Raw genomic sequence first — 22,361 nt, forward strand, 5'->3', positions numbered from 1 at the left:
AGACACCGGTCAGGATGATGATGACGAACGTGTAGAGGCAGATCTCGCCCAGCATGAAGGACCAGTGGTCCGGGAAGATCTTGCGCAGGTTGGCCTTGGCGAGGGAGTAGATCCCCACCCGGCCGTCCGTCCAGTCAGCAGCGGCCTCCCACTTGTTGGCGGGCTTGGCGCGCGTGCTGGCGGGCTTGGCGGCACCGGTGGTGCTGCTCGTACTCATCGAGCACGCTCCCAGTAGCTCGGGCCGACGGGCTCGTCGAAGTCGCCGGTGGCGACCAGGTAGCCCTTCTCGTCAGTGATGATCTTCAGCTGCGGCAGCGGGTGGCCGGCCGGGCCGAAGATCACGCGCGCGCCGTCCGCCAGGTCGAAGGTCGACTGGTGGCAGGGGCAGAGCGCGTGGTGGGTCTGCTGCTCGTACAGGCTGATCGGGCAGCCGACGTGGGTGCAGATCTTGGAGTAGGCGAGGATGCCCTCGAAGGCCTTCTCCCGCGACCGGTCGTCCTTGATGTCGTCCGGCGCGATGCGCACCAGCATCAGGGCGTCCTTGGCGATCGCCTGCTGGAAGTCCTCGTCGTGGACGTGCAGACCCTCGGGCATGGCGAAGGTCAGCGAGCCGATGACGATGTCCTCGGCCTTCATCGGCAGGTTGGTGCTCATGTTGATGAGCTGCAGGGGCTTGGCCGGGGTCGCCTCGTTCCAGCCCGTCTCCTTCAGCTTCTTCTCGGGCAGCGGCCCGAGGTCGCGGAGCAGGACCACGCCGGAGAGCGGGACCAGCGCCATGGAGCCGATGAGGGTGTTGCGGATCATCTTGCGGCGGCCGAAACCGGACTCGGCGGCACCGGTCTTGAACTGCTCGATGACGTCCGCGCGGACCTCGTCGTCAGCCTCGATCGGGTGGCGCTCGGCCGGCAGCTCGACGTCCGACATCAGCGTGCGGGCCCAGTGGACCGCACCCGCGCCGATCATGAACAGCGCGACGCCCAGGGTCAGGCCGAGCGCGAAGTTCAGCGCGCTGACGTGACCGAGCGGGAAGATGTAGACGATCTTGTCCGGGTCGATGGCCACGTACGAGGCGATGAAGCCGATGGTGGCGAGCATCGAGACCACGAACATCAGCGAGACCTGGCGCTCGGCCCGCTGGGCGGCCCGCTCGTCGATGTCGGTGCGGCGGGGCTCGTGGGCCGGCAGGCCCGGGTCGGCGAACGGGTCGCCGTGCGCGGCGACGTCACCGGCGGAGCCGTGCGACTCCGGCAGCTTCTCTTCTGACATGTCGTGGCTCATGACTTCTTGGCCTTGGTGGTGTGGGCGGCGACCCAGATCGCGACCGCGATGAGCGTGCCGAGACCGAAGATCCAGCCGAACAGACCCTCGGTCACCGGACCGAGGCTGCCGAGCGTGAGACCACCGGGGTTGGGCTCATCGGAGGTGGTGTGGCGGACGAAGGCCACGATCTGCTTCTTCTGCTCCTCGGGCATGGTGGTGTCCGGGAACGACGGCATGTTCTGCGGGCCGGTCTGCATGGCCTCGTAGATGTGCTTGGCGTCCACGCCCTCCAGCGACGGGGCGTACTTGCCCTTGGTCAGGGCACCGCCCTGGCCGGCGAAGTTGTGGCACTGGGCGCAGTTGGTGCGGAACAGCTCGCCACCCGCGGAGATGTCATCCGGGTTGGTCGAGGTGTACTGCTCCGGGGTCGGCGTCACCGGGCCGGGGCCGAGCGAGGCGACGAAGGCGGCGAGCTGGTCGATCTCCGCCTGCGAGTAGATGTTCTTCTTGCGCGGCACCTGGGCGCCGGGCTGCTGGGCCGGCATGCGGCCGGTACCGACCTGGAAGTCGACGGAGGCGGAGCCGACGCCGACCAGGCTCGGACCGTCGCTGCTGCCCTGGCCGTTCAGGCCGTGGCACGAGGAGCAGCCCACGGCGAAGAGCTTCTTGCCCTCATCGATCGCGAGCGACTGCGCGGCGACGTCGGCCTGCGCCTTGTCGGCGGGCGCGAACGCGGCGTACAGCCCCCCGGTTGCCGCCAGGGCGAGAAGTAGGACGACCAGCGCCGCCAATGGGTGGCGCCGTCGTGCGGAGAGCTTTTTCACGGAATAACCCCGGTGTCAGGATCTGGTCGACTGGTGGGTGCACCCGGCGGCCGGTCTGGCCGGCACGAGGCTGCCTGTCTAGGGCTGCGCGCGCGGTCGGTCGGTGGGAGCGTCGCCCACCGGCAGAATCGGCCCGACGCCGGTGAGGGCGGGGACCGAAGCCGGTGGCCAGCGACCTGATCAGCTGGTTACTTGATCAGGTAGATGGTCGCGAACAGGCCGATCCACACGACGTCGACGAAGTGCCAGTAGTACGACACGACGATCGCGGCGGTGGCCTGCTCGTGCGTGAAGCGCTTGGCTGCGTACGTCCGTCCCAGGACCAGCAGGAAGGCGATCAGACCACCCGTCACGTGCAGACCGTGGAAGCCGGTGGTCAGGTAGAACACCGTGCCGTACGGGTCGGAGGACAGCGAGAGGCCGTCCTTCTTGACCAGCTCGGTGTACTCGAAGATCTGGCCGCCGATGAAGATCGCGCCCATCACGAAGGTGATGACGAACCACGAGCGGAGCTTCTTCACGTCCCCGCGCTCGGCAGCGAACACGCCGAGCTGGCAGGTCAGCGAGGAGAGCACCAGGATCGTGGTGTTGACCGAGGAGAAGGGCACGTTGAGGGCGTGCGCCTTCTCGGTCCAGAACTCGGCTCCCTTGACGGAGCGGAGCGTGAAGTACATCGCGAAGAGGGCCGCGAAGAACATCAACTCGGAACTGAGCCAGACGATCGTTCCGACGCTGACCATGTTCGGCCGGTTGACCGATCCGTGCGCGTGCCCGGTTTCTACTGCTGTTGCTGTCGCCACGACGGACATTATGTCGGTCCCTTATTCCGTCTTCACGCCGGGGGGTGTCCCTCGGAGTGTCCGGTGCGTGCGGTATGCCCCCCTGGAGGGCGGTGGGGGGTCCCAATGGCGGCTGAGCAGCGGCGTGTCCCTTTTCTGACGGTTCCTCGAAGGGGCCCGCGACCCCGTTGCCCAGCGCGTCGTTGCACGCTTGGCGGAGCCTCCGGGGGTAATGCGCGGGTCCCTTGTCGGCCGTACGGGTGGTCTGGACGGGTCCGGGTGACGGGCCGTCCTCCGGGCGGGTGAGTCGCGGGCGCGGCGGCTTGAGGGGGGAAGGTCCGCGAGGGGGACTCGGCGACGGGTGATCGGGAGTAGCATCCGGATCAGGCGAACGTGGTCCGGATCACACTTGAGGGAGCAGGGCCCATGGCGTACACGACCGACGAGACGCTCACCGTTCTCGTCTACAGCGATGACCGCAACACCCGCGAGCAGGTGCTGACGGCACTCGGCCGCCGGCCCGTCGAGGACCTTCCGGAACTGTCCTACCTGGAGTGCGCGACCACCCCCGCGGTGCTGAAGGCACTGGAGAAGGGCGGCGTGGACCTCTGCATCCTGGACGGCGAGGCGGTGCCGGCCGGCGGGCTCGGGCTCGGCCGCCAGCTCAAGGACGAGATCTACGGCTGCCCGCCGGTGCTGGTGCTGATCGGCCGGCCGCAGGACTCCTGGCTGGCCGCCTGGAGCCGGGCCGACGCCGCGATCTCGCGCCCGGTGGACCCGGTGGCGCTGGCCGAGGCGGTCGCCACCCTGCTGCGGGCGCGGCTGGCCAAGCGGGCGCCCGTCAGCCGCTGAGCGGTGCCGTCTCAGGACCAGAGAAGACGCCGCCGCGGGAACCCCGCCGGTCGATAGGCTGACTCCATCCGTACGGACGTCCCCCCGACGCGGGGAACCCGACAACAGCTGGAGTCAGCCATGGTGAACGTGAACCCTGCGAACGGTGGTACCGCACCCGCGCAGGTGGTCCGCACCTGGCCGGACGTCCTGGCGGCGCTGTTGAAGGGGGAGGACCTCGACCGCTCGGCCACCGCGTGGGCGATGGACCGGATCATGAGCGGCGAGGCGTCCCCCGTCCAGGTGGCCGGGTTCATGGTGGCGCTGCGGGCCAAGGGCGAGACGGTCGACGAGATCACCGGCCTGGTGGACGCGATGTACGCGCACGCCGAGCCGCTGGACATCCCCGGCCCGGCCGTGGACATCGTCGGCACCGGCGGCGACCGGGCCAAGACCGTCAACATCTCCACCATGTCGGCGATCGTCGCGGCCGCGGCCGGCGCCAAGGTGGTCAAGCACGGCAACCGGGCCTCCTCCTCGGCCAGCGGCTCCTCGGACGTGCTGGAGAAGCTCGGCGTCCGCCTCGACCTGTCGGCCCGGCGGGTCGCCGAGATCGCCGAGGAGGTCGGGCTGACCTTCTGCTTCGCGGCCAAGTTCCACCCGTCGATGCGGCACGCCGCCACCGCCCGGCGCGACCTCGGGGTGCCGACCGCGTTCAACATCCTCGGCCCGCTGACCAACCCGGCCAAGGTCACCTCGCACGCGATCGGCTGCTTCGACACCCGGCTCGCCGGACTGATCGCCGGCGTGCTCGCCCGGCGCGGCTCGACCGGCCTGGTCTTCCGGGGCGACGACGGCCTGGACGAGCTGACCATCACCACCACCTCGCAGGTGTGGATCGTGCGGGACGGGACCGTCACCGAGACCGCCTTCGACCCGCGGGACGTCGGCGTCGAGCTGGTCGGCATCGAGGCGCTGCGCGGGGCGGACCCCTCGTACAACGCCGAGGTCGCGCGGCGGCTGCTGGCCGGCGAGCGCGGGGCGGTGAGGGACGCCGTCCTGATGAACACGGCGGCGGCGCTGGTCGCGCTCGACCTGGGTGAGGCGCCGCTCACCGAACAGCTCGCGGCCGGCATGGCGCGGGCCGAGCGGGCCATCGACTCGGGCGCGGCGCAGGAGCTGCTGCGGCGTTGGTCGGAGGCCACCAGCCGGGTGTGAGGCGGTACTTGGGAGCCCGTGCCGGAACGCCGGCGCGGGCTCCTCGGCTGTCCGGATGGTGGATGCCTGTTTGACCACTCGCTGGGCGCGACCTAGAGTCTTGGCCAGGTCATGAGTGACAGCGTCAAGCCCCAGCTTGCTGTCCGGCAACCCTCCGTCCGTGGCGGGGTGCCCTGGGTGAGGACCGGGTCGCTCGGCGAATCGTCCGTGCGGCAAGCGCGGACGCCCGACGACTTAGCACTCCCGGGGTCCCACACCCCCAGAAGGAGTGCATCCTCATGTCGATCGCCACCGAAATCTGCGCCCCCCTCGCCGTCCTCGGCCACGACGTCCAGGTCCCGCTCGCCAGCGGCGAGAAGGTCGGGTACGCGGCCCTCGACTACGCGGCCAGCTCCCCGGCGCTCCAGCGGGTCTGGGACGACGTCTCCGCCTACGCCCCCTACTACGGCAGCGTGCACCGCGGCGCCGGGTACCTCTCCCAGCTGTCCACCGACCTGTTCGAGCAGAGCCGCCGCACCGTCGCCGAGTTCCTCGACCTGCGCGAGGGCGACCAGGTGGTCTTCACCCGGGCCACCACCGACTCGCTGAACCTGCTCGCCTCGGCCGTCCCGGCCGGGACCCGGGTGTTCGCCTTCGAGACCGAGCACCACGCCTCGCTGCTGCCCTGGGCGCACGCCGGGCTCGACGTCCACTACCTGCGCGCGCCGCGCTCGCACGCCGAGGCGGTCGCCGCCCTGGACGCCGCGCTCGCCGAGGCGCCCGAGGGCCCCAAGCTGCTCTGCGTCACCGGAGCCTCCAACGTGACCGGCGAGCTGTGGCCGGTCGCCGAGCTGACCGGGACCGCGCACCGGCACGGCGCCCGGGTGGTGCTGGACGCCGCCCAGCTGGCCCCGCACCACCGGGTCTCGGTGCGCGAGCTGGACGTCGACTGGATCGCCTTCTCCGGCCACAAGATCTACGCGCCCTTCGGCGCCGGCGTGCTGGCCGGCCGGGCGGACTGGCTGGACGCGGCCGACCCGTACCTGGCCGGCGGCGGGGCGACCCGGACGGTGGCCCGGGAGAGCGACGGCTCGGTGGCCGTCCAGTGGCACTCCGGCCCGGCCCGGCACGAGGCCGGCTCGCCGAACGTCATCGGCGCCTACGCGATCGCCTCGGCCTGCCGGGCGCTGAGCGAGGCGGGCTTCGACGCGCTGGAGGCCCGGGAGCGGCAGCTGATCGCCCGGCTGACCGCCGGGCTGGCGGAGATCCCGCAGGTCAAGGTGCTGACCCTGTTCGGCGCCGAGGCGGCCCGGGTGGGCGTGCTGTCCTTCGTCGTCCAGGGCTGGAACAGCTCGCACTTCTCGGCCGCGCTGTCCGCCGAGTACGGCATCGGGGTCCGCGACGGCCTGTTCTGCGCGCACCCGCTGCTGCGCACCCTGCTCGGGGACGAAGAGGTCTCCCCCTCCGAGTGCGGGGCGCCCGAGCCGTCGCTGCCCGGCGAGCGCAGCCTGAACGCGATCCGGGTGAGCTTCGGGGCCGGGACCCCGGACGAGCACGTCGACCGCTTCCTGACCGCCGTGCGCGAGCTGGTCACGGACGGTGCCGCGTGGAACTACCGCAACGAGGGCGGGCGCTGCGTCGCCACCGTGCAGGTCGACCGGGGGCGTCAGCAGGGCTGAGGGGCCCGGTCGGCGGGGCCGAGGGGCCTACTCGTCCAGGCCGAGGGCGAAGGCGGCCTCGAGGTCGTGCTGGGAGTAGGTGCGGAAGGCGATCTGGGTCTCGGTGTGGGCCACGCCCGGGACCTTGTTCAGCCGGCCCGGGATGACCGCGGCCAGATCGTCGTGCCGGCGCACCCGGACCATCGCCACCAGGTCGTAGCCGCCGGTCACCGAGTACACCTCGCTGACGCCCTCGATGGCCGCGATGGCTTCGGCGATCTCCGGGATGCGGTCGACACTGGTCTTGATCAGGACGATGGCGGTGATCACTGTTCGGGCTCCTTTGTGGGGTGCCGCCAGCGTATCGGGCGTCAGCCGGGTCGTCTCGGGGGGTGGCTGACCGCCGTGCAGGCGTAGAGGAAGCCCGCCGAGAAGCCGATCACGTGAACCAGATAGGCCACCCCGGGCCCGGCCGAGTGGACCGACCACCACTGCAGGGCGAACCAGAGGCCGAGCACCAGCCAGGCCGGGAAGCGCAGCGGCAGGAACAGCAGCAGCGGGACGAGCGTCGTCACCCGGGCGCGCGGATGGAAGCGCAGGTAGGCGCCGAGGACGGCGGAGATCGCGCCGGAGGCGCCGATCAGCACCCGGGTGGAGCCCGGGGAGTGCGCCTCGGCGAGGGCGAAGCCGTACGTGGCCAGGCTGCCGGCGGCCAGGTAGAAGACGGCGAACCGGGCCCGGCCCAGCCGCCGTTCGACGGTGGGGCCGAAGACGTGGAGGAAGAGCAGGTTGCCCAGCAGGTGCAGCCAGCCGGCGTGCACGAAGAGCCCGGTGAGGACGGACAGCGCCGGGTGCTTGCCCGGGGTGGGCGCGGCCGGGCAGCCCGGGGCCGGGTCGGGGGCCTGGGCCAGCTGCTCGGCGGTCAGCGGGCGGCCGGCCAGCACCTCGGCGGGGATGACGCCCCAGCGCTGCTCGTACCGCTGCTCCGCGCAGAGCCGGGACTGGCCGGTGCCGTACAGCGGGTTGAGCCCGGCGGCCGGGCCCAGCAGGAACACCAGGGTGTTGACCGCGATCAGGGCGTAGGTGACCGCCGGGGCGGGCACGGACGGGTGCTCGCCCCGCGCGTCGGTGTGCCCGGGGGCCGTCAGTGCCATGCGGCCAAGCATCCCTCCGTGTCGGGCGTGTGACACGGCCTTGTACGGCAGGTGGACTAGCCCGCTCGTTCTCCTGACTGGTGGCCGGGATGGTTGCCTCAGGCAATAGGCTTGGGGCGGGCAATCCCGCCTCCCGCCGCCGACGCCGGGGCTCCGGGGGGAGCGCCTAGCCCACCCAGGGACCACCCGAGAGGACCCCCGATGACAGTCCCCGCCCTGACCGCCGAGACGCGCTGGCGCTGCACCCTGTGCGGAAACCTCACCCGCTTCGACGTGACCCGCACCGCGCGGGTCACCGAGTTCCTGCACTTCGACCTGGCCGGCGAGTCCAAGGTCGAGGAGACCGAGGTGCTGAGCGAGACGATCGAGTCGGTGCGCTGCCGCTGGTGCAACGCCGTGGACCAGGTCGAGCTGGTGGCCCGTCCGGGTGCCGAGAACGCGGAGGCCTCCGCCGAGCAGGGCTGACGCCCGACGGCGCGGGGGGCGGGTGCGCGGCGCGCCTGCCCGCCGCGCTGGGACAATACAGACAGGACGCACGGAGCGTGACGACAGGGCGGCGGCCGCGGGCCGTGACCCCGTAGGACCAGGATCGGAGCCGAGGACGTGGTGGACGCAGCGAGGGAGCCCGCCGAAGCGCAGGGGCTTCAGCCCGCTGCGGCCGTGCAGGCGCGGGCCGCCGACGCGGCTCCGTCCGAGCCCGCGGCCGCCGGCGGGGCGGCGGGTCCCGATGAGTCGGTGGGCCCCGGCGGGGCGGCGGGCTCCGGCGAGGTGGCGCCGGAGCGTGGTGCCGAGAAGCTGGACCGGCCGCTGCCCGAGGGCGTGCGCCGGCGCGTGGTCGGCCTGGCCTCGGACGCGCTCGGCGGGCTGCCGCCCGGCGAGCTGCCGCAGAGCCTGCGCCAGTACGTCAAGTTCACCCCGGCCCGGCGGGCCAAGTACGCGGCCACGGCGCTGGCCGCGGCGCTGGAGTCGGAGCCGGCGTTCCGGGTGCGGATAGCGGAGCGGCTGAGGCTGGGCCAGCCGGACCTGGTGAAGGCGTTGGAGTCGGGCAGCGTTCCGGGCGCCGCCGATCCGATGGACGTCGCGGCCGCCGCCTACCTGGTGCGGTCGGCCGGTTGGAGCCGGCTGGTGGCCGAGGCCGGGGAGGAGGCCGAGCGGGCCGGCGCCGAGGGCGCGGCCGCCGAGGCCACCCGGCTGGCGGAGAAGTTGCAGGCGGAGCTCGCCGAACTGCGGTCCGCCGCCCGGGCGGACCTGGAGCGGCAGCGCGCGGAGTTCGAGGGCGTCCGCCGGGAGGCCGAGTCGCTGCGGAAGAAGGTGCGCTCGCTGGAGAGCGACACCCGCCGGGCGCAGGCCGAGACCAGGCGGCTGACCGCCGAGCTGGAGGCCGCGAGGGCGCAGGCGGCCGCCGAGCGTGGCGCCGCGGAGTCCGAGGCGCGGCGGCTGCGGCACCGGGTCGGCGAGCTGGAGACGGCGGCCGAGCAGGGCCGCCGGTCGGCCCGCGAGGGCCGCAGCGTCGAGGACATGCGGCTGCGGCTGCTGCTGGACACGGTGCTGCAGTCGGCGCAGGGGCTCCAGCGGGAGCTGGCGCTGCCGGTCTCCCAGATCCGGCCGGGGGACCTGGTGGAGGCGGTGGTGCCGGGTGCGGCCTCGCCGCACGACGTGGCCCGGCGCGGTCTGGCCGACGACGATCCGGCGCTGCTGGACCAGCTGCTGGCGATCCCGCAGGTGCACCTGGTGGTGGACGGCTACAACGTGACCAAAACGGGCTACCCGACGCTGCCGCTGGAGCAGCAGCGGATCCGGCTGCTGGGCGGGCTGGCGATGCTGGCCCAGCGCACGCAGGCGGAGGTCACCTGCGTGTTCGACGGGCAGGACCTGGACGTTCCGGTGATCATGGCGCCACCGCGCGGGGTGCGGGTGCGGTTCAGCCGGACCGGCGAGACCGCGGACGAGCTGATCCGCCGTCTGGTGCGGGCCGAGCCGCAGGGCCGTCCGGTGGTGGTGGTGTCCACCGACCGGGAGGTCGCGGAGGGCGTGCGGAAGGCCGGCGCGCGCCCCGTGGCTTCCGTTCTGCTGCTGAACCGGCTGGCGCGGCCCTGACGGCTGCCGCGGCGGGATGACGCCTGGTCAGCGCCCGGTTTGCGGTGGTGTGCACATCCAGTGGAGCCTGCGGGGGAAGTGGAGTTCACGCCTTCGGGGGAGTGGCAAAACCCGTGGATCTTCCCTAGGGTGTGGCGTCAAACCTATTTTCCGGATTCTCACCTGATCGGGTGAGGCCGATGGAAGAAGGAGCAATTCCCTTGGCCTCCCACCGCCGTCCCAAGCAGCCGAGCCGCGCCCGGGTCTCCGTGCTCACCGCTGCCGCGGCGACCGCGGTCGCCCTCTCCGCGCAGGTCGCCGCGCACGCCGCGCCCCAGCCGAGCAAGAGCGACGTCAAGGCGCAGATCGACCAGCTCCAGCAGGACCAGGAGCAGGCGGCGGAGAAGTACAACGGCGCCAAGGAGCGGGCCGACCAGCTCCGCAAGCAGTCCGACCAGCTGCAGGACAAGGTGGCCCGCAGCCAGGACGAGATGACTCAGCTGCAGACCGGCCTGGCCGGCGTGGCGGGCGAGCAGTACCGCACCGGCGGCATCGACCCGTCCGTCCAGCTGATGCTCTCCTCGGACCCGTCGGGCTACCTGGAGAAGGCGTCCAGCGCCCAGCAGGCCAGCGCCAGCGAGTCCGAGGCGCTCAAGGGCCTGCTGGACCAGCAGCGTCGGCTGGACCAGGAGAAGTCCGAGGCCGCCGCCGTCCTGGCCTCGCTCGACTCCACCACCAAGGACCTGAACCAGGCCAAGACGGACGTCAACCAGAAGCTGAAGGCCGCGCAGGACCTGCTGAACTCGCTCAGCGCCTCCGACCGCGCCGCGCTGCGGGCCCAGCAGCAGCAGGACGACCGCGCCTCGCGCGGCAGCGACCGTGCCGACCTCGGCAGCCTTCCGCAGGCCGGCGGCTACGCGGGCGTGGCCGTGGCCAAGGCGATGAGCAAGCAGGGCTCGCCGTACGTGTGGGGCGCCACCGGCTCGACCACCTTCGACTGCTCGGGCCTGATGGTCTGGGCGTACGGCCAGGCCGGCGTCTCGCTGCCGCGCACCTCGCAGGAGCAGGGCAACGTCGGCACCAAGGTCTCGCTGGACCAGGCCCAGCCGGGCGACCTGGTCATCTACGGCGCCGACCGGCACCACGTCGGGATGTACATCGGCAACGGCATGGTGGTGCACGCGCCGCACACCGGCGACGTGGTGAAGGTGATGAAGGTCGACGCGATGCCGATCAACACGATCCGCCGGGTCTGACGGCCCGACACGCCCGGAGGGCCCCGTCCGGGCCTGTGATCCACGCCACCCTCCGACCGGGGGTGGCGTTCGGGTTTTGTCCGCAGCGCGAGTCCCCGGTGAAGAGTGATCAGCTTTGCGTACGGCGGTGATCACTATGTGTCATATTCACAAAAGAACTTTGGTCTTCTTCCGTCTTTTTTCTGACAAGGATTTGAACGGATCACGGTTCAGTTACTAGGGTCGTGCCCCGAACCACCGCACTCCCGATCGCCCAGCCAGGGTGACGGCGGTGGTTTCCGTCGAGTTCGTGACGCAGCGGGGCGGGCCCAGTGCCTGCCCGACGGGGAGCCCAGCAGTCGGGGGTGCTGTCGAACGGAGCCGGGGAACCACGTTCCTCCGGGGTGAATCGGCGCCAGGTCGGCCGGTGGAACGGCCGTGAGGCGTCGTAGGGCACGCTTCCGGCCCGAACCCGTCAGCTCACCCGGTAGACGGCGTAGGAAGAAGGAGTCCGCCTTCGTGGCGTCCCATCGTCGTCCCAAGCCCGCCAGTCGCACCCGGGTCTCGATCCTGACCGGCTTCGCCGCGGCGGCCGTCGCGCTGTCCGCGCAGTCCGGCGCCCACGCCGACCCGCAGCCGACCAAGGACCAGGTCAAGGAGCAGGTCGACCAGCTCAACGAGCAGGCCGAGGTCGCGACCGAGAAGCTCAACGCCGCCCAGGAGAAGCAGCAGCAGCTGCAGAAGCAGGTCACCGACCTGCAGGACCAGGTGGCGCGGCAGCAGGGACAGGTGACCGACCTCCAGGGCGGCCTGGCCGAGATCGCCGGCGAGCAGTACCGCAACGGCGGCATATCCCAGACCGTCCAGCTGATGTTCTCCGCCAGCCCGGACACCTTCCTGAGCCAGGCCGACACGCTGAACCAGGCCGGCGGCACCCAGAAGGGCCAGCTCAAGCAGCTCCAGGACGAGCAGCGCAAGCTCGACCAGGTGCGCTCCGAGGCCCAGGGCAAGCTCGCCGAGATGGAGACCACCACCCAGCAGCTGAAGAGCGCCAAGGACGAGGTCCAGGGCAAGCTCAAGGCCGCGCAGGACCTCTTCAACACCCTGTCCGAGCAGGAGCGCCAGGCGATCCGCGCGGCCGAGGAGAAGGCCGCCGCCGAGGCCAAGGCGAAGGCCGACGCCGCGGCGAAGGCCGCCCAGCAGCAGGCGGCGGCCCAGCAGGCCGCCGACCGCTCCTCCCGCGACAACAGCCGCACCGACCTGAGCGCGTCGCAGGCCCCCGCCGCGCCGGTCACCAAGCCGAGCGCCGGCAGCTCGCGCGGCGCCGCGGCGCTGTCCATCGCCGCCTCCAAGATCGGCAGCCCGTACGTCTACGGCGCCTCCGGCCCCGGCTCCTTCGACTGCTCGGGCCTGATGGTCTGGGCGTTCAACCAGGTCGACGTCTCGCTGCCGCGCACCTCGCAGGAGCAGGCCCACGCCGGTACCCGGATCGGCACCGACCTCTCCCAGGCCCAGCCCGGCGACCTGCTGATCTTCTACGGGGACGCCCACCACGTCGGCATCTACGCGGGCAACGGCCAGGTGCTGCACGCGCCCAAGCCGGGCGCGTCGGTCCGCTACGAGGCCGTCGGCAACATGCCGCTGACCTCCATCGTGCGGGTCTGATCCCCGCTCAGGCCCTCCCGGGCCCGGCCTTCCACCGCGGAAGGCCGGGCCTGCGGCTTTTCCGGCGCCTCGGACTGATGTCCGATTGCGGGTCAAATATTCGGGTTGGCGGGGGTTTGGACTCGGTTGCCCGGACTCGCTAACGTCTGCCACCGGACTCCGCTTCCAGGGCCGCCCGCGTTGGGGCGGCGGCGGGGCCCCACCGCCGGATCGGAGCCGCTGCCGCCATGCCCGTGCACCGTCGTTCCCAACTGCTCGCCCGTGCGCTGGTGCTGACCGCAGCCGCCGCCACCGCCCTGGGTGTGACGACGGGCGGCAGTGCCCAGGCCGCCCCCGCCACGCCGGACACGCCCACCCGCAAGGACGTCAAGGCGCAGGTGGAGCAGCTCTACGGCGAGGCCGAGCAGGCGTCGGAGAAGTACAACGCCGCCCAGGAGGCGCAGCAGCGGCTCCAGGGCGAGACGACCGTCCTCCAGGGCGAGATCGCCGTCGCCCAGGACCAGCTCAACCAACTGCGCGGCGACCTCGCCACCGTGGCCGGCGCCGAGTACCGCGGCGGCGGCATGGCCCAGACCGTCCAGCTGATGCTCTCCACCGACCCGGAGGGCTACCTGTCCCGGGCCCGCACCCTCGACCAGGCCGCCGAGCGGCAGCAGGAGACCCTGCACGAACTGGCCACCCGCCAGCGCCGGCTCGACCAGCGCCGCACCGAGACCGCCGGCAAGCTCGCCGAACTCGACCAGGTCCGTCGCTCGCTCGCCGACAGCAAGCAGCAGATCCAGCAGCGGCTCACCCAGGCCCAGCGGCTGCTCAACAGCCTGGGCGTCGTCGAGCGGGCCCGGATGGCCGCCCAGGACGCCCGGGAGGCCGAGCAGCGCGCCACCCGGGGCACCGACCGGCTGGACCTCGGCACGGCCCCGCCCGCCTCCGAGCGCGGGGCGGCCGCGCTGGCGGCCGCGGTGCGGATGATCGGCTCGCCCTACCTCTACGGATCCACCGGGCCCCGCGCCTTCGACTGCTCCGGTCTGATGTACTACAGCTGGCGGCAGGCCGGAGTGACCCTGCCGCGCACCTCGCAGGCCCAGGCGTACGCCGGGCAGCGGGTCAGCCTCTCCGAAGCGCGGCCGGGAGACCTGGTGATCTTCTACCGGGACATGCACCACGTCGGGATGTACGCCGGCGGCGGGGTGATCGTGCACGCCCCCTACCCGGGCGCCAAGGTCCGCTACGAGAGCGTCAACGCGATGCCGGTCGCGGGGGTGGTCCGGCTCTGAGCCCGGCACCGTCCGACCCCGACGCCCCCCACCCGATAGACGGCGCCCGCCGGACGCTGTCCCGGCGCGGTGCGCTGCTGCTCGCGGCCGGCGGGCTGGCCCAGCTGTCGCTGCCGCCGGCGGCCCCGGCGGCCCCCTCCGCGGCCGGGCGGGCGTCGGACCGGTGGGCGTCGGACCGGCGGGCCGAGGTGGCCGCGCTGCTGGACGCGCGGGCCCGGGCGCTGCCCTCCTGGTCCGGACCGGCGGCGATCGAGGCCGGCTACCACAACCTGGTGCTCGGCGCGGACGGCGGACCGGAGCGGCTCACGGCCGCCGCCGACCTGGCGGTCCGGATCACCGGGTACGACGACTACCCGGTGGTGTACCCGCGCCGGATCGACCTGGTCCTGGTCGGCGGCGGCTGGCGGGTCGACCGGGAGGAGAGCGCGAGCGGGCCCCCGGCGCTCTGGGACCTCGGCTCCGCCCGGTCCGCGGCGGGCGCGCACTGCCTGGTGCTCGGACTGGCCGACGGGCCCGACCCGGCCGGTCTGGTCGCGGTGGCCGACCGGGCCGCACCCGCCGTGAGCGAGGTCTGGGGCACCGGCTGGGCGGGCCGCCTGCTGCTCGAAGTACCCGCCACCGCGGAGCAGTTCGCCCGGCTGCTGGAGGTCGACCCGGCGGGCTGGGCGGGCATGGCGGCGGTCACCTCGGCCGCCCCCGGCGCGCCCTGGCACACCCCCGCCGACCGGGTGCTGGTCAACCCCGGCACGTTCGGGCGGCTCAGCGACTTCGGCCGGCAGGTGGTCGTCACCCACGAGGCCACCCACGTCGCGACCAGGGCCGACACCCGGGCCTGGACACCGCTCTGGCTCTCCGAGGGCGTCGCCGACTGGACCGCCTACCGGGGCTCCGGCCGGCGCCCGCAGCAGATCGCCCCCGAGCTGGCCCGGGACGTCGCCGCCGGCCGGCTGCCCACCGCGCTGCCCGCCGACCGGGACTTCACCGCGGGGGCCGACGGCATCGCCCAGGCGTACGAGCAGGCCTGGCTCGCCTGCGAGCTGATCGCCCGGCGCTACGGGCCCGAGCGGCTCGTGGCGTTCTACCGGGCGGTCGGCGCGGCCGACGGGCAGGGGGAGGACCGGGACCGCCGGCTGGACCGGCTGCTCCGGGCCGGACCGGGCGTCGGCCTGGCCGAGTTCACCCGGCTCTGGCTGGACGAGGTGGCCGCGCTGCGCGATTGAAGGCGCGCGTCGTTCAGCGCCGCTGCCTGGCCGGGGTGCCGGGCCGGTCGATGCCGTCCAGCAGGTCCTGCTCGTAGGCGATGCCGGGGCGCACCGGGTAGGCGCCGGCGGGCACCGGCTCGGGCTTGGCCAGCACCACCGTCGCCGGGAGCTGTGCCGGGCCGCGGGTGGCGCGCCAGAGCCGGACGCAGGAGAGCACGGTGGCGGCCAGCAGCAGCAGGTTGCGCAGGCTGAGCACGCTGACGCCCCAGGGCTCGCTGGCGAGGATCCGGCTGAACATCAGCGGGAACTCGGCCAGCGTCAGCGGGCAGGCGAGCAGGATCAGCAGGGCCACCGGCCGCTGGCTGCTGCCGCGCACGGTCAGGCAGACGGCGGCGACGCCGATCAGCCAGACCAGGTACTGCGGGCTGATCACCCGGCTGGTGACGGTGAAGATGAGCAGCGCGCTGAGCGCCGCGTCGTACATGGTGGCCGCGTTGCGGCGCTTGGCGGTGAAGCGCCAGAGCAGCAGCCAGGCGAAGCCCAGCACGGTGCCGGCCATCATCACCTTGCTGATCACGGGGACCCACGGCCCGAGCATCTCCGGGGAGCCGTAGTTCATGGTGACCCTGCCGTCCCAGGCGTCCGCGAGCCGGGCGAAGTGCAGTGGCAGCGCGCCGAGCGACTCCACCTCGATGCCGCGTTCCTTCTGGAAGGCGAGGAAGCCGAAGGCGCCGTTCATCCCGGCCGCGAGCAGGAAGCCCACCGAGACGGCGGTGGCCGCGGCCAGCGTCCAGGCGCGGCGGGTGCGGCGGCCGGAGGGGGTGCCGATCAGGGCGAGCAGCGGCCAGATCTTGATGATCCCGCCCAGGCCGAGCAGCATCCCGCCGATCGCCGGGCGGCGGATCAGCGCCAGCAGGCCGGCCAGGGCGATCGCGGTGACGATGATGTCCAGCCGGTTGTAGACCATCGGGCCGAGCAGCGGCACGGCCACCACCCACATCCAGGCGCCGGTCAGTGCCCGGCCCCGGCGCAGTCCGGTGCGGACCAGCAGGGCGGTGGCGGCGACGTCGGCGATCCCGCAGATCACCCAGAAGGAGACCAGGTACGACCAGGGCAGCAGGCCGGGCAGCAGGATCACCAGGGCCGCGCCGGGCGGGTACTGCCAGGTCACGTCGTCGAACGGGAAGGTGCCGGTCTGCAGGACGCCGTACCAGGCGTGGTAGATCATCCAGACGTCGGCGGTGATGTCCCCGCCGAGCCCCTTGACCACGCCGGTCATCAGCAGCACCAGCACCGTCCGGGTGGCCACCCAGGTGGCACCGAGTGCGGCGAGCGCCCCGAACGGGCGGCCGGGGGCACGGGCCGGCTCCTGCCGGGCGGCCGGCGTCGGGCCGGGGCCGGCGGCGCCGCTGGGTGTACCGGACTCGGTGGCCGGGGCCAACTCCACTGCGCTCCCTCGTTCGTCTCGGACGTCCCACCGGAGGCGCCGCGCGACGGACGCCCGGGCGGTCGGAGGGGCGGGCGCGGCACGCTTGGCCGGGCCGCCACCGGCCGCCTAGGTACTAGGACTGACCCGGGGGTGAAACGGTTGCCGTGCGCGGATCCGTTCCCGGCGGGTCATGGTGTTGACCTATCGTACGGATCACCCAGCGGTACACCGAGCACCCCCCGACAAGCGAGCCGTGGCCTGAATGCACCGAACCTTGATCGTCACCAACGACTTCCCGCCCCGCCCCGGCGGCATCCAGGCCTTCGTGCACAACATGGCTGTACGTCAGCCCGCCGGGAGCATCGTGGTGTACGCCTCCACCTGGCGGGACGGCAGCGAGGTGGCCCGCTTCGACGCCGAGCAGCCGTTCCCGGTGGTCCGGGACCGGACGAAGGTGATGGTTCCCACACCGCGGGTCACCCGGCGGGCCGCCGAGATCCTGCGGGCGGAGAAGTGCGACTCGGTCTGGTTCGGCGCCGCCGCCCCGCTCGGGCTGATGGCGCCCGCGCTGCGCCGGGCCGGTGCGGAGCGCCTGCTCGGCATGACCCACGGGCACGAGGCCGCCTGGGCCCAGCTGCCGGCCGCCCGGCAGTTGCTGCGGCGGATCGGCGCGGGCACCGACGTGCTGACCTACCTGGGGGAGTACACCCGGTCCCGGATCGCGGGCGCGGTCGGGCCGCAGGCCGCGGCCCGGATGGTGCAGCTGCCGCCGGGCGTGGACGAGACGACCTTCCACCCGGGCTCGGGGGGCGCCGAGGTGCGTCGCCGGCTCGGGCTGGCGGACCGGCCGGTGGTGGTCTGCGTCTCCCGGCTGGTGCCGCGCAAGGGCCAGGACACGCTGATCGAGGCGATGCCGCAGATCCTCGCCGACGTGCCGGACGCCGTGCTGCTGATCGTCGGCGGCGGCCCGTACCGGGCGGACCTGGAGAAGCTGGCCGACGCCAAGGGGGTCCGGGCCTCGGTGCGCTTCACCGGCGCGGTGCCGTGGGAGGAGCTGCCCGCCCACTACGGGGCCGGGGACGTCTTCGCGATGCCCTGCCGGACCAGGCGCGGGGGGCTGGACGTCGAGGGCCTGGGCATCGTCTACCTGGAGGCCTCGGCGACCGGTCTGCCGGTGGTCGCCGGTGACTCCGGCGGCGCGCCGGACGCGGTGCTGGAGGGCGAGACCGGGTACGTGGTGCCGGGCGGCTCGGCCGCCGCGGCCGCCGAGCGGATCGTCCGGCTGCTGGGCGACGAGGAGCTGCGGCGGCGGATGGGCGAGGCCGGGCGGCGCTGGGTGGAGCGCTCCTGGCGCTGGGACCTGCTGGCCGGGCGGCTGACCTCGCTGCTGGCGGCCTAGACCCGGGTCCGGACCCGTGAGCGGGCCCCGTCTCCTTCGCCGGAGGCGGGGCCCGTACCCGGCTACTTCTGGTAGATCGCCTCGATGTCGGCGGCGAAGTCCTTCAGCACGAGGTTGCGCTTGAGCTTGAGGGAGGGCGTCAGGTGGCCGCTCTCCTCGGAGAACTCGGTGTCCAGCAGGCGGAACTTCTTGACCGCCTCGGCGTGCGAGACGGCCGCGTTGCCGTCGTCCACCGCGGCCTGGAGGGCGGCCAGCAGGTCCGGGTCCTGGCTCAGCTCGGCCACCGTGGCGGTGGCGGGCTTGCCGTTGAGTTCCTTCCACTTGGGGAAGAAGTCCGGGTCGACGGTGATCAGGCAGGCCACGAAGGGCTTGCGGTCGCCGACCACCATGACCTCGCCGACCAGTGCGTGCGCCCGGATGCGGTCCTCGATCACGGCCGGGGCGACGTTCTTGCCGCCCGCGGTGACGATGATCTCCTTCTTGCGGCCGGTGATGGTCAGGTAGCCCTCGGAGTCGAGCGAGCCGAGGTCGCCGGTGGCGATCCAGCCGTCCTTGAGGGTGTCGGCGGTGGCCTGCGGGTTGTTCCAGTAGCCGGTGAAGACGTGCGGGCCCTTGAAGAAGACCTCGCCGTCCTCGGCGATCCGCACCGAGGCACCGGGGACCGGCTGGCCGACCGTGCCGATCTTCGGCTTGTCCCACGGGTTGAAGGCGGTGGCCGCGCAGGTCTCGGTCAGGCCGTAGCCCTCCAGGACGGTGAAGCCGATGCCCCGGTAGAAGTGGCCCAGCCGCTCGCCGAGCGGGGCGCCGCCGGAGATGGCGTGGGTGGCCCGGCCGCCGAGGGCCGCGCGCAGCTTGCTGTAGACCAGCTTGTCGAAGACCGCGTGCTTGATCCGCAGGCCCAGGCCCGCGCCGCCGGCGTCCAGCGCCCGGCTGTAGGCGATCGCGGTGTCGGCGGCCTTGTCGAAGATCTTGCCCTTGCCGTCGGCCTGGGCCTTGGCGCGGGCGGTGTTGTAGACCTTCTCGAAGACTCTCGGCACGCCCAGGATCAGGCTCGGCTTGAAGGCGGCCAGCTCGGTGGTGACGTCCCTGACGTCGGAGACGTGGCCCAGCTTGATCGGCGCCATCGCGGTGGCGATCTCGGCGATCCGACCGAGCACGTGGGCCAGCGGCAGGAACAGCAGGACGGAGCTGTCGCCGGTGCGGAACAGCGGGGCCAGGCGCTCCACCACGTTGCCGCACTCGGCGAGGAAGTTGGCGTGCGTCAGCTGACAGCCCTTCGGGCGGCCGGTGGTGCCCGAGGTGTAGACGATGGTGGCGATCGAGTCGGCGGTCGCGGTCGAGCGGCGCTCCTGCACCGTCTCGTCCGGGACGTCCTTCCCGGCCTCGGCCAGCGCGGCGATCGCGCCGCCCTCGATCTGCCAGGTGTGCTTCAGCCCGGTGAGCCGGCCGCGGACCTCGTCGACCACCTTGACGTGCTGGTCGGTCTCGGTGACGACGGCGACCGCGCCGGAGTCGCCGAGGATCCACTCGACCTGCTCGGCGGAGGAGGTCTCGTACACCGGGACGGTGATCGCGCCGGCCGTCCAGATCGCGAAGTCCAGCAGCGTCCACTCGTACCGGGTGCGGGACATGACGCCCACCCGGTCGCCCGGCTCGATGCCCGCGGCGATCAGGCCCTTGGCGGCGGCGTGCACCTCGGCCAGGAACTGCACCGCGGTCAACTCCTGCCAGCGGCCGTCCACCTTCCGGCTGAGCACCGCGACGTCCGGGTGCTCCGCCGCGTTCCGGTGCACAGGGTCGGAGAGATTACCGCCGCCGGGTACCTGATAGAGAGCCGGAAGGCTGAAGTCGAGCAAGACTGCTCCTCGTTCGCGACGCTGCGGGACGGCAGGACGTTACTGCCCGGTAGGCAGCTTCGACCAGGGGGGTCGGCTCCGGTGTTCGAAGTGTCACACCCGGCCGGGTCCGACCAGGCCGTGACCGGGTCGTTCGAATGGCACCCTACGACAGCCCCGAGGTGACCGGCCGGTAGCATGCCCCGCCGACCGGCGCCGGGCCCCCGCCGAGCCGCGGCCCGCGCGGCCGAGCCGATCGCTGGTCGCGGTAGCCTGCTCCGGGCGGACAAGGCCGAGCACGCTCGACCGGACCGGCAGGCAGAGGGACGACGCGGAGGGCCATTCCATGGCGGAGCACACCAGGTCGAGCATCACCATCGACGCGACCCCGGCCACGGTCATGGCCGTGATCGCCGACTTCGCCGCCTACCCGGCCTGGACCGGAGAGGTCAAGGAGGTCGAGGTCCTGGAAGCCGGCGAGGACGGCCGCGCCGCCCAGGTCCGCCTGCTGCTCGACGCCGGCGCCATCCGCGACGAGCACGTCCTCGCCTACACCTGGGACGGTGACCGCGAGGTCGGCTGGACCCTCGTGCGCAGCCAGATGCTCCGCTCGCTGGACGGCTCCTACTCCCTCGCCCCGCTCTCCGGCAGCCGCACCGAGGTGACGTACCAGCTCGCCGTGGACGTCAAGATCCCGATGCTCGGCATGATCAAGCGCAAGGCCGAGAAGGTCATCATCGACCGCGCCCTGGCCGGTCTGAAGAAGCGCGTCGAGGACGCCGACGGCAAGAAGCCCGTCCAGGGCTGACGCGGCGGAACGGGGGCCGACGGCATGACGGCGACACGCACCATCCTGGTCAGCGGCGACGCGGGCGCGCCCGTGGTGGCCGCCGCCACCGCCCTGCACGCCGCCCGGCGCGGCCACCGCACCTGGCTGCTGGCCGCCGACGACCCGCACCGCGCCCTGGACGGCGTCCTCGGCACCCGCCTGGAGCCCGAACCGGCCCGCTACGCACCCGGCCTGACCGTCTCCCGGATCGACGAGCAGGCCGCCTTCCGGTACGCCGCCGGCGAGCTCACCAGCCGGCTCAAGCCCGCCCTCGACCTGCTCGGCGCCGAGCAGCTCGACCCCGAGGAGCTGACCGCCCTCCCCGGCATCGCCCGGATCGCCCTGCTGCGCGCCCTGCCCGCCGCCGACCAGGACGTCCTGGTCGTGCTCGCCCCGCCGCCCGCCGAGCTGATCGCCACCCTCGCCCTGCCCGAGCAGCTGGAGCGCTACCTGGACCGGCTCGTCCCCGAGCAGCGGCAGGCCGCCCGGGCGCTGCGCCCGCTGCTGGCCGGCCTGGCCGGCGTGCCGATGCCCGCCGAGTGGCTGTACGAGGGGCGGACCAAGGCCGCCGCGGTGCTCGCCGAGTCCCGCGCCGCGATCGCCGCGCCCGGCACCAGCGTGCGCCTGGTCGTGCCCGCCGACGGCCACCCGTACCGGGAACTGGGCCGGATCCGGGCCGGGTTGGCCCTGCACGGCCACCGGCCGGACGCTGTCGTGGTGCACGGAGTGCTGCCCGAAGGCGCGGCCGACTCGCCGGACCCGTGGCTGGCCGCGCTGGCCCGCCGCCGCCGGGAGGAACTGGCCGAGCTCGCCGCCGAGACCGACGCCCCGGTGCTGGCCACCGGACTGGCCGAGGCCACCCTGGAGGCCGTCGCCGACCGCCTGTACGGGGGCGGGCCCGGCCCGGAGCGGCTGGCCCCCGAGCCCTGGCCGGTCGAGGACCGCCTCGCCGAGGAAGGCCTGCTGGTCTGGCACCTCGTGCTGCCCGGCGCCGACCGGGCCGAGCTGGACCTCGTCCGGCGCGGCGACGAACTGGTCGTCGGCCTCGGCGCCCACCGCCGGGTGCTCACCCTGCCGTCCGCGCTGCGCCGCTGCACGGTGGCCGGCGCGAGCCTGCACGACGGGGCGCTCTCGGTACGGTTCGCGCCCGACCCGGCGCTCTGGCCCCGGGGCTGAAGCCCTTTCGAGGCCCCTGCCGGCTGTCCGGTAGCGTCGGGCCCGAGGGCCGCGGGGTGCGGCCCCGGCTGAGGAGGCGCCCGCGATGACCAGCACCGACGACCGGACCGAGCCCACCGCCGAGCCGGGCGGCCCGCAGGCCCACCCGTTCGGGCCGGAGCTGGGCCCGCTGGTGGACGAGGTGCGCAAGCTCGCCTCCGCCGTCGGCCAGAAGGCGCAGGAGGCGAGCGCCGACACCCTGATCACCCTCTCCGGGCTGGCCGACCGGCTGCGCACCCAGCAGCCCGAGGTCTACTCCCACCTCGCCGCCGCCGGCTCCGGACTGGCCGCCGCGGGCACCGAACTGCTGGCCGCCTACCGGGCCGCGGTGGCCGGCCACGAGCACCGCTGGACGGCCGGCGAGGGCTCCCCCACCGAGCGGATCGACCTCGACACGCCTGACGAGGCGTCCGCCAAGCAGTGAATCCGTAACCTTCGAACCGTGATCGCGTTGCTCTGGTGCGTGACGAAGCGGGCGATTAGATACGACTTTTGAAGC

At 73.1% G+C, this 22,361-nt stretch carries 20 protein-coding genes, 1 pseudogene and 2 riboswitches; of the genes and pseudogenes, 13 read left to right on the forward strand and 8 right to left on the reverse strand.

The features are described from left to right. The 4 genes and pseudogenes from AB0O19_RS09195 to AB0O19_RS09210 form a co-directional block, all read right to left on the reverse strand. Positions 1–217, reverse strand: a pseudogene (locus AB0O19_RS09195) (ubiquinol-cytochrome c reductase cytochrome b subunit); the annotation flags it as partial. After that, positions 214–1,266 carry a Rieske 2Fe-2S domain-containing protein gene (locus AB0O19_RS09200; RefSeq protein ID WP_363583006.1) on the reverse strand — a complete coding sequence of 351 codons (1,053 nt, stop codon included), beginning with the start codon at positions 1,264–1,266 and terminating at the stop codon, positions 214–216. The pseudogene AB0O19_RS09195 and the gene AB0O19_RS09200, both read right to left, overlap by 4 nt. Positions 1,267–1,274: 8 nt before the next feature. After that, the gene (locus AB0O19_RS09205; RefSeq protein ID WP_363618848.1) at positions 1,275–2,084 is read right to left on the reverse strand and encodes a c-type cytochrome; all 810 of its coding nucleotides are present in this window, start codon (positions 2,082–2,084) and stop codon (positions 1,275–1,277) included. A 188-nt stretch (positions 2,085–2,272) separates the two neighbouring features. After that, entirely contained in the window at positions 2,273–2,893 is a 621-nt protein-coding gene (locus AB0O19_RS09210; protein ID WP_063347284.1) for a heme-copper oxidase subunit III, read from the reverse strand. A gap of 396 nt (positions 2,894–3,289) precedes the next feature. Here AB0O19_RS09210 and AB0O19_RS09215 point away from each other — a divergent pair, with 396 nt between their 5' ends. From AB0O19_RS09215 to AB0O19_RS09225, 3 genes are all read left to right on the forward strand, one after another. Further along, on the forward strand, positions 3,290–3,715 hold the full coding sequence (locus AB0O19_RS09215) for a hypothetical protein (RefSeq protein WP_350886353.1): 426 nt from the start codon (positions 3,290–3,292) through the stop codon (positions 3,713–3,715). Between the two features lie 120 nt (positions 3,716–3,835). After that, positions 3,836–4,912, forward strand: coding sequence for an anthranilate phosphoribosyltransferase (gene trpD / locus AB0O19_RS09220; RefSeq protein WP_363583004.1), 1,077 nt, complete (start codon positions 3,836–3,838; stop codon positions 4,910–4,912). 107 nt (positions 4,913–5,019) lie between these two features. Beyond that, a riboswitch (SAM riboswitch) is annotated at positions 5,020–5,137 on the forward strand. Positions 5,138–5,190: 53 nt separating this feature from the next. Continuing rightward, on the forward strand, positions 5,191–6,570 hold the full coding sequence (locus AB0O19_RS09225) for an aminotransferase class V-fold PLP-dependent enzyme (protein ID WP_363618849.1): 1,380 nt from the start codon (positions 5,191–5,193) through the stop codon (positions 6,568–6,570). A 27-nt stretch (positions 6,571–6,597) separates the two neighbouring features. On the opposite strand, the gene AB0O19_RS09230 is transcribed toward AB0O19_RS09225, so the two are convergent. Beyond that, positions 6,598–6,879 carry an Lrp/AsnC ligand binding domain-containing protein gene (locus tag AB0O19_RS09230; protein ID WP_063347281.1) on the reverse strand — a complete coding sequence of 94 codons (282 nt, stop codon included), beginning with the start codon at positions 6,877–6,879 and terminating at the stop codon, positions 6,598–6,600. 41 nt (positions 6,880–6,920) lie between these two features. Continuing rightward, positions 6,921–7,703: a rhomboid family intramembrane serine protease gene (locus AB0O19_RS09235; protein ID WP_363618850.1), complete on the reverse strand. Its 783-nt coding sequence runs from the start codon at positions 7,701–7,703 to the stop codon at positions 6,921–6,923. Between the two features lie 201 nt (positions 7,704–7,904). Here AB0O19_RS09235 and AB0O19_RS09240 point away from each other — a divergent pair, with 201 nt between their 5' ends. The 6 genes from AB0O19_RS09240 (at position 7,905) to AB0O19_RS09265 (ending at position 15,173) form a co-directional block, all read left to right on the forward strand. After that, positions 7,905–8,168: a hypothetical protein gene (locus tag AB0O19_RS09240; RefSeq protein WP_350886362.1), complete on the forward strand. Its 264-nt coding sequence runs from the start codon at positions 7,905–7,907 to the stop codon at positions 8,166–8,168. 270 nt (positions 8,169–8,438) lie between these two features. Further along, on the forward strand, positions 8,439–9,800 hold the full coding sequence (locus AB0O19_RS09245; protein ID WP_363619070.1) for an NYN domain-containing protein: 1,362 nt from the start codon (positions 8,439–8,441) through the stop codon (positions 9,798–9,800). A gap of 200 nt (positions 9,801–10,000) precedes the next feature. Then, positions 10,001–11,035 carry an NlpC/P60 family protein gene (locus tag AB0O19_RS09250; RefSeq protein WP_363618851.1) on the forward strand — a complete coding sequence of 345 codons (1,035 nt, stop codon included), beginning with the start codon at positions 10,001–10,003 and terminating at the stop codon, positions 11,033–11,035. Between the two features lie 338 nt (positions 11,036–11,373). After that, a riboswitch (cyclic di-AMP (ydaO/yuaA leader) is annotated at positions 11,374–11,523 on the forward strand. A 10-nt stretch (positions 11,524–11,533) separates the two neighbouring features. Next, complete coding sequence (locus AB0O19_RS09255) at positions 11,534–12,679, forward strand: NlpC/P60 family protein (RefSeq protein WP_363582994.1); 1,146 nt, start codon at positions 11,534–11,536, stop codon at positions 12,677–12,679. Between the two features lie 227 nt (positions 12,680–12,906). After that, the gene (locus AB0O19_RS09260) at positions 12,907–13,953 is read left to right on the forward strand and encodes an NlpC/P60 family protein (protein WP_363618852.1); all 1,047 of its coding nucleotides are present in this window, start codon (positions 12,907–12,909) and stop codon (positions 13,951–13,953) included. Positions 13,954–14,141: 188 nt separating this feature from the next. Beyond that, positions 14,142–15,173 (forward strand): hypothetical protein, encoded by a 1,032-nt coding sequence (locus tag AB0O19_RS09265; RefSeq protein ID WP_363618853.1) that lies wholly within the window; start codon positions 14,142–14,144, stop codon positions 15,171–15,173. 13 nt (positions 15,174–15,186) lie between these two features. On the opposite strand, the gene AB0O19_RS09270 is transcribed toward AB0O19_RS09265, so the two are convergent. After that, a complete protein-coding gene (locus AB0O19_RS09270; RefSeq protein ID WP_363618854.1) occupies positions 15,187–16,602 on the reverse strand; it encodes a glycosyltransferase 87 family protein in 1,416 nt (471 codons plus the stop codon). Positions 16,603–16,846: 244 nt separating this feature from the next. On the opposite strand from AB0O19_RS09270, the gene AB0O19_RS09275 reads away from it, so the two are divergent. Further along, positions 16,847–17,983 (forward strand): glycosyltransferase family 4 protein, encoded by a 1,137-nt coding sequence (locus AB0O19_RS09275; RefSeq protein WP_363618855.1) that lies wholly within the window; start codon positions 16,847–16,849, stop codon positions 17,981–17,983. Positions 17,984–18,045: 62 nt separating this feature from the next. On the opposite strand, the gene AB0O19_RS09280 is transcribed toward AB0O19_RS09275, so the two are convergent. Then, positions 18,046–19,839, reverse strand: coding sequence for a long-chain fatty acid--CoA ligase (locus AB0O19_RS09280; RefSeq protein ID WP_363618856.1), 1,794 nt, complete (start codon positions 19,837–19,839; stop codon positions 18,046–18,048). Positions 19,840–20,164: 325 nt separating this feature from the next. Between AB0O19_RS09280 and AB0O19_RS09285 the strand changes: the two genes are divergently transcribed. The 3 genes from AB0O19_RS09285 (at position 20,165) to AB0O19_RS09295 (ending at position 22,286) form a co-directional block, all read left to right on the forward strand. Beyond that, on the forward strand, positions 20,165–20,626 hold the full coding sequence (locus AB0O19_RS09285) for an SRPBCC family protein (RefSeq protein WP_350884431.1): 462 nt from the start codon (positions 20,165–20,167) through the stop codon (positions 20,624–20,626). Positions 20,627–20,650: 24 nt separating this feature from the next. Then, on the forward strand, positions 20,651–21,823 hold the full coding sequence (locus tag AB0O19_RS09290) for an ArsA-related P-loop ATPase (RefSeq protein ID WP_363618857.1): 1,173 nt from the start codon (positions 20,651–20,653) through the stop codon (positions 21,821–21,823). Positions 21,824–21,908: 85 nt separating this feature from the next. After that, positions 21,909–22,286 carry a DUF5304 family protein gene (locus AB0O19_RS09295; protein ID WP_363582980.1) on the forward strand — a complete coding sequence of 126 codons (378 nt, stop codon included), beginning with the start codon at positions 21,909–21,911 and terminating at the stop codon, positions 22,284–22,286. Positions 22,287–22,361: the final 75 nt, after the last annotated feature.

This window comes from Kitasatospora sp. NPDC091276 (genome assembly GCF_040684355.1).
Taxonomy (GTDB): Bacteria; Actinomycetota; Actinomycetes; order Streptomycetales; family Streptomycetaceae; genus Kitasatospora.

Bases quoted from the DNA above. Each gene is read 5' to 3' on its own strand.
- AB0O19_RS09285 (WP_350884431.1), top strand. From the start codon at position 20,165: ATGGCGGAGCACACCAGGTCGAGCATCACCATCGACGCGACCCCGGCC.
- AB0O19_RS09210 (WP_063347284.1), bottom strand. From the start codon at position 2,893: ATGTCCGTCGTGGCGACAGCAACAGCAGTAGAAACCGGGCACGCGCAC.
- AB0O19_RS09290 (WP_363618857.1), top strand. From the start codon at position 20,651: ATGACGGCGACACGCACCATCCTGGTCAGCGGCGACGCGGGCGCGCCC.
- AB0O19_RS09260 (WP_363618852.1), top strand. From the start codon at position 12,907: ATGCCCGTGCACCGTCGTTCCCAACTGCTCGCCCGTGCGCTGGTGCTG.
- AB0O19_RS09215 (WP_350886353.1), top strand. From the start codon at position 3,290: ATGGCGTACACGACCGACGAGACGCTCACCGTTCTCGTCTACAGCGAT.
- trpD (WP_363583004.1), top strand. From the start codon at position 3,836: ATGGTGAACGTGAACCCTGCGAACGGTGGTACCGCACCCGCGCAGGTG.
- AB0O19_RS09225 (WP_363618849.1), top strand. From the start codon at position 5,191: ATGTCGATCGCCACCGAAATCTGCGCCCCCCTCGCCGTCCTCGGCCAC.
- AB0O19_RS09200 (WP_363583006.1), bottom strand. From the start codon at position 1,266: ATGTCAGAAGAGAAGCTGCCGGAGTCGCACGGCTCCGCCGGTGACGTC.
- AB0O19_RS09240 (WP_350886362.1), top strand. From the start codon at position 7,905: ATGACAGTCCCCGCCCTGACCGCCGAGACGCGCTGGCGCTGCACCCTG.
- AB0O19_RS09275 (WP_363618855.1), top strand. From the start codon at position 16,847: ATGCACCGAACCTTGATCGTCACCAACGACTTCCCGCCCCGCCCCGGC.
- AB0O19_RS09235 (WP_363618850.1), bottom strand. From the start codon at position 7,703: ATGGCACTGACGGCCCCCGGGCACACCGACGCGCGGGGCGAGCACCCG.
- AB0O19_RS09295 (WP_363582980.1), top strand. From the start codon at position 21,909: ATGACCAGCACCGACGACCGGACCGAGCCCACCGCCGAGCCGGGCGGC.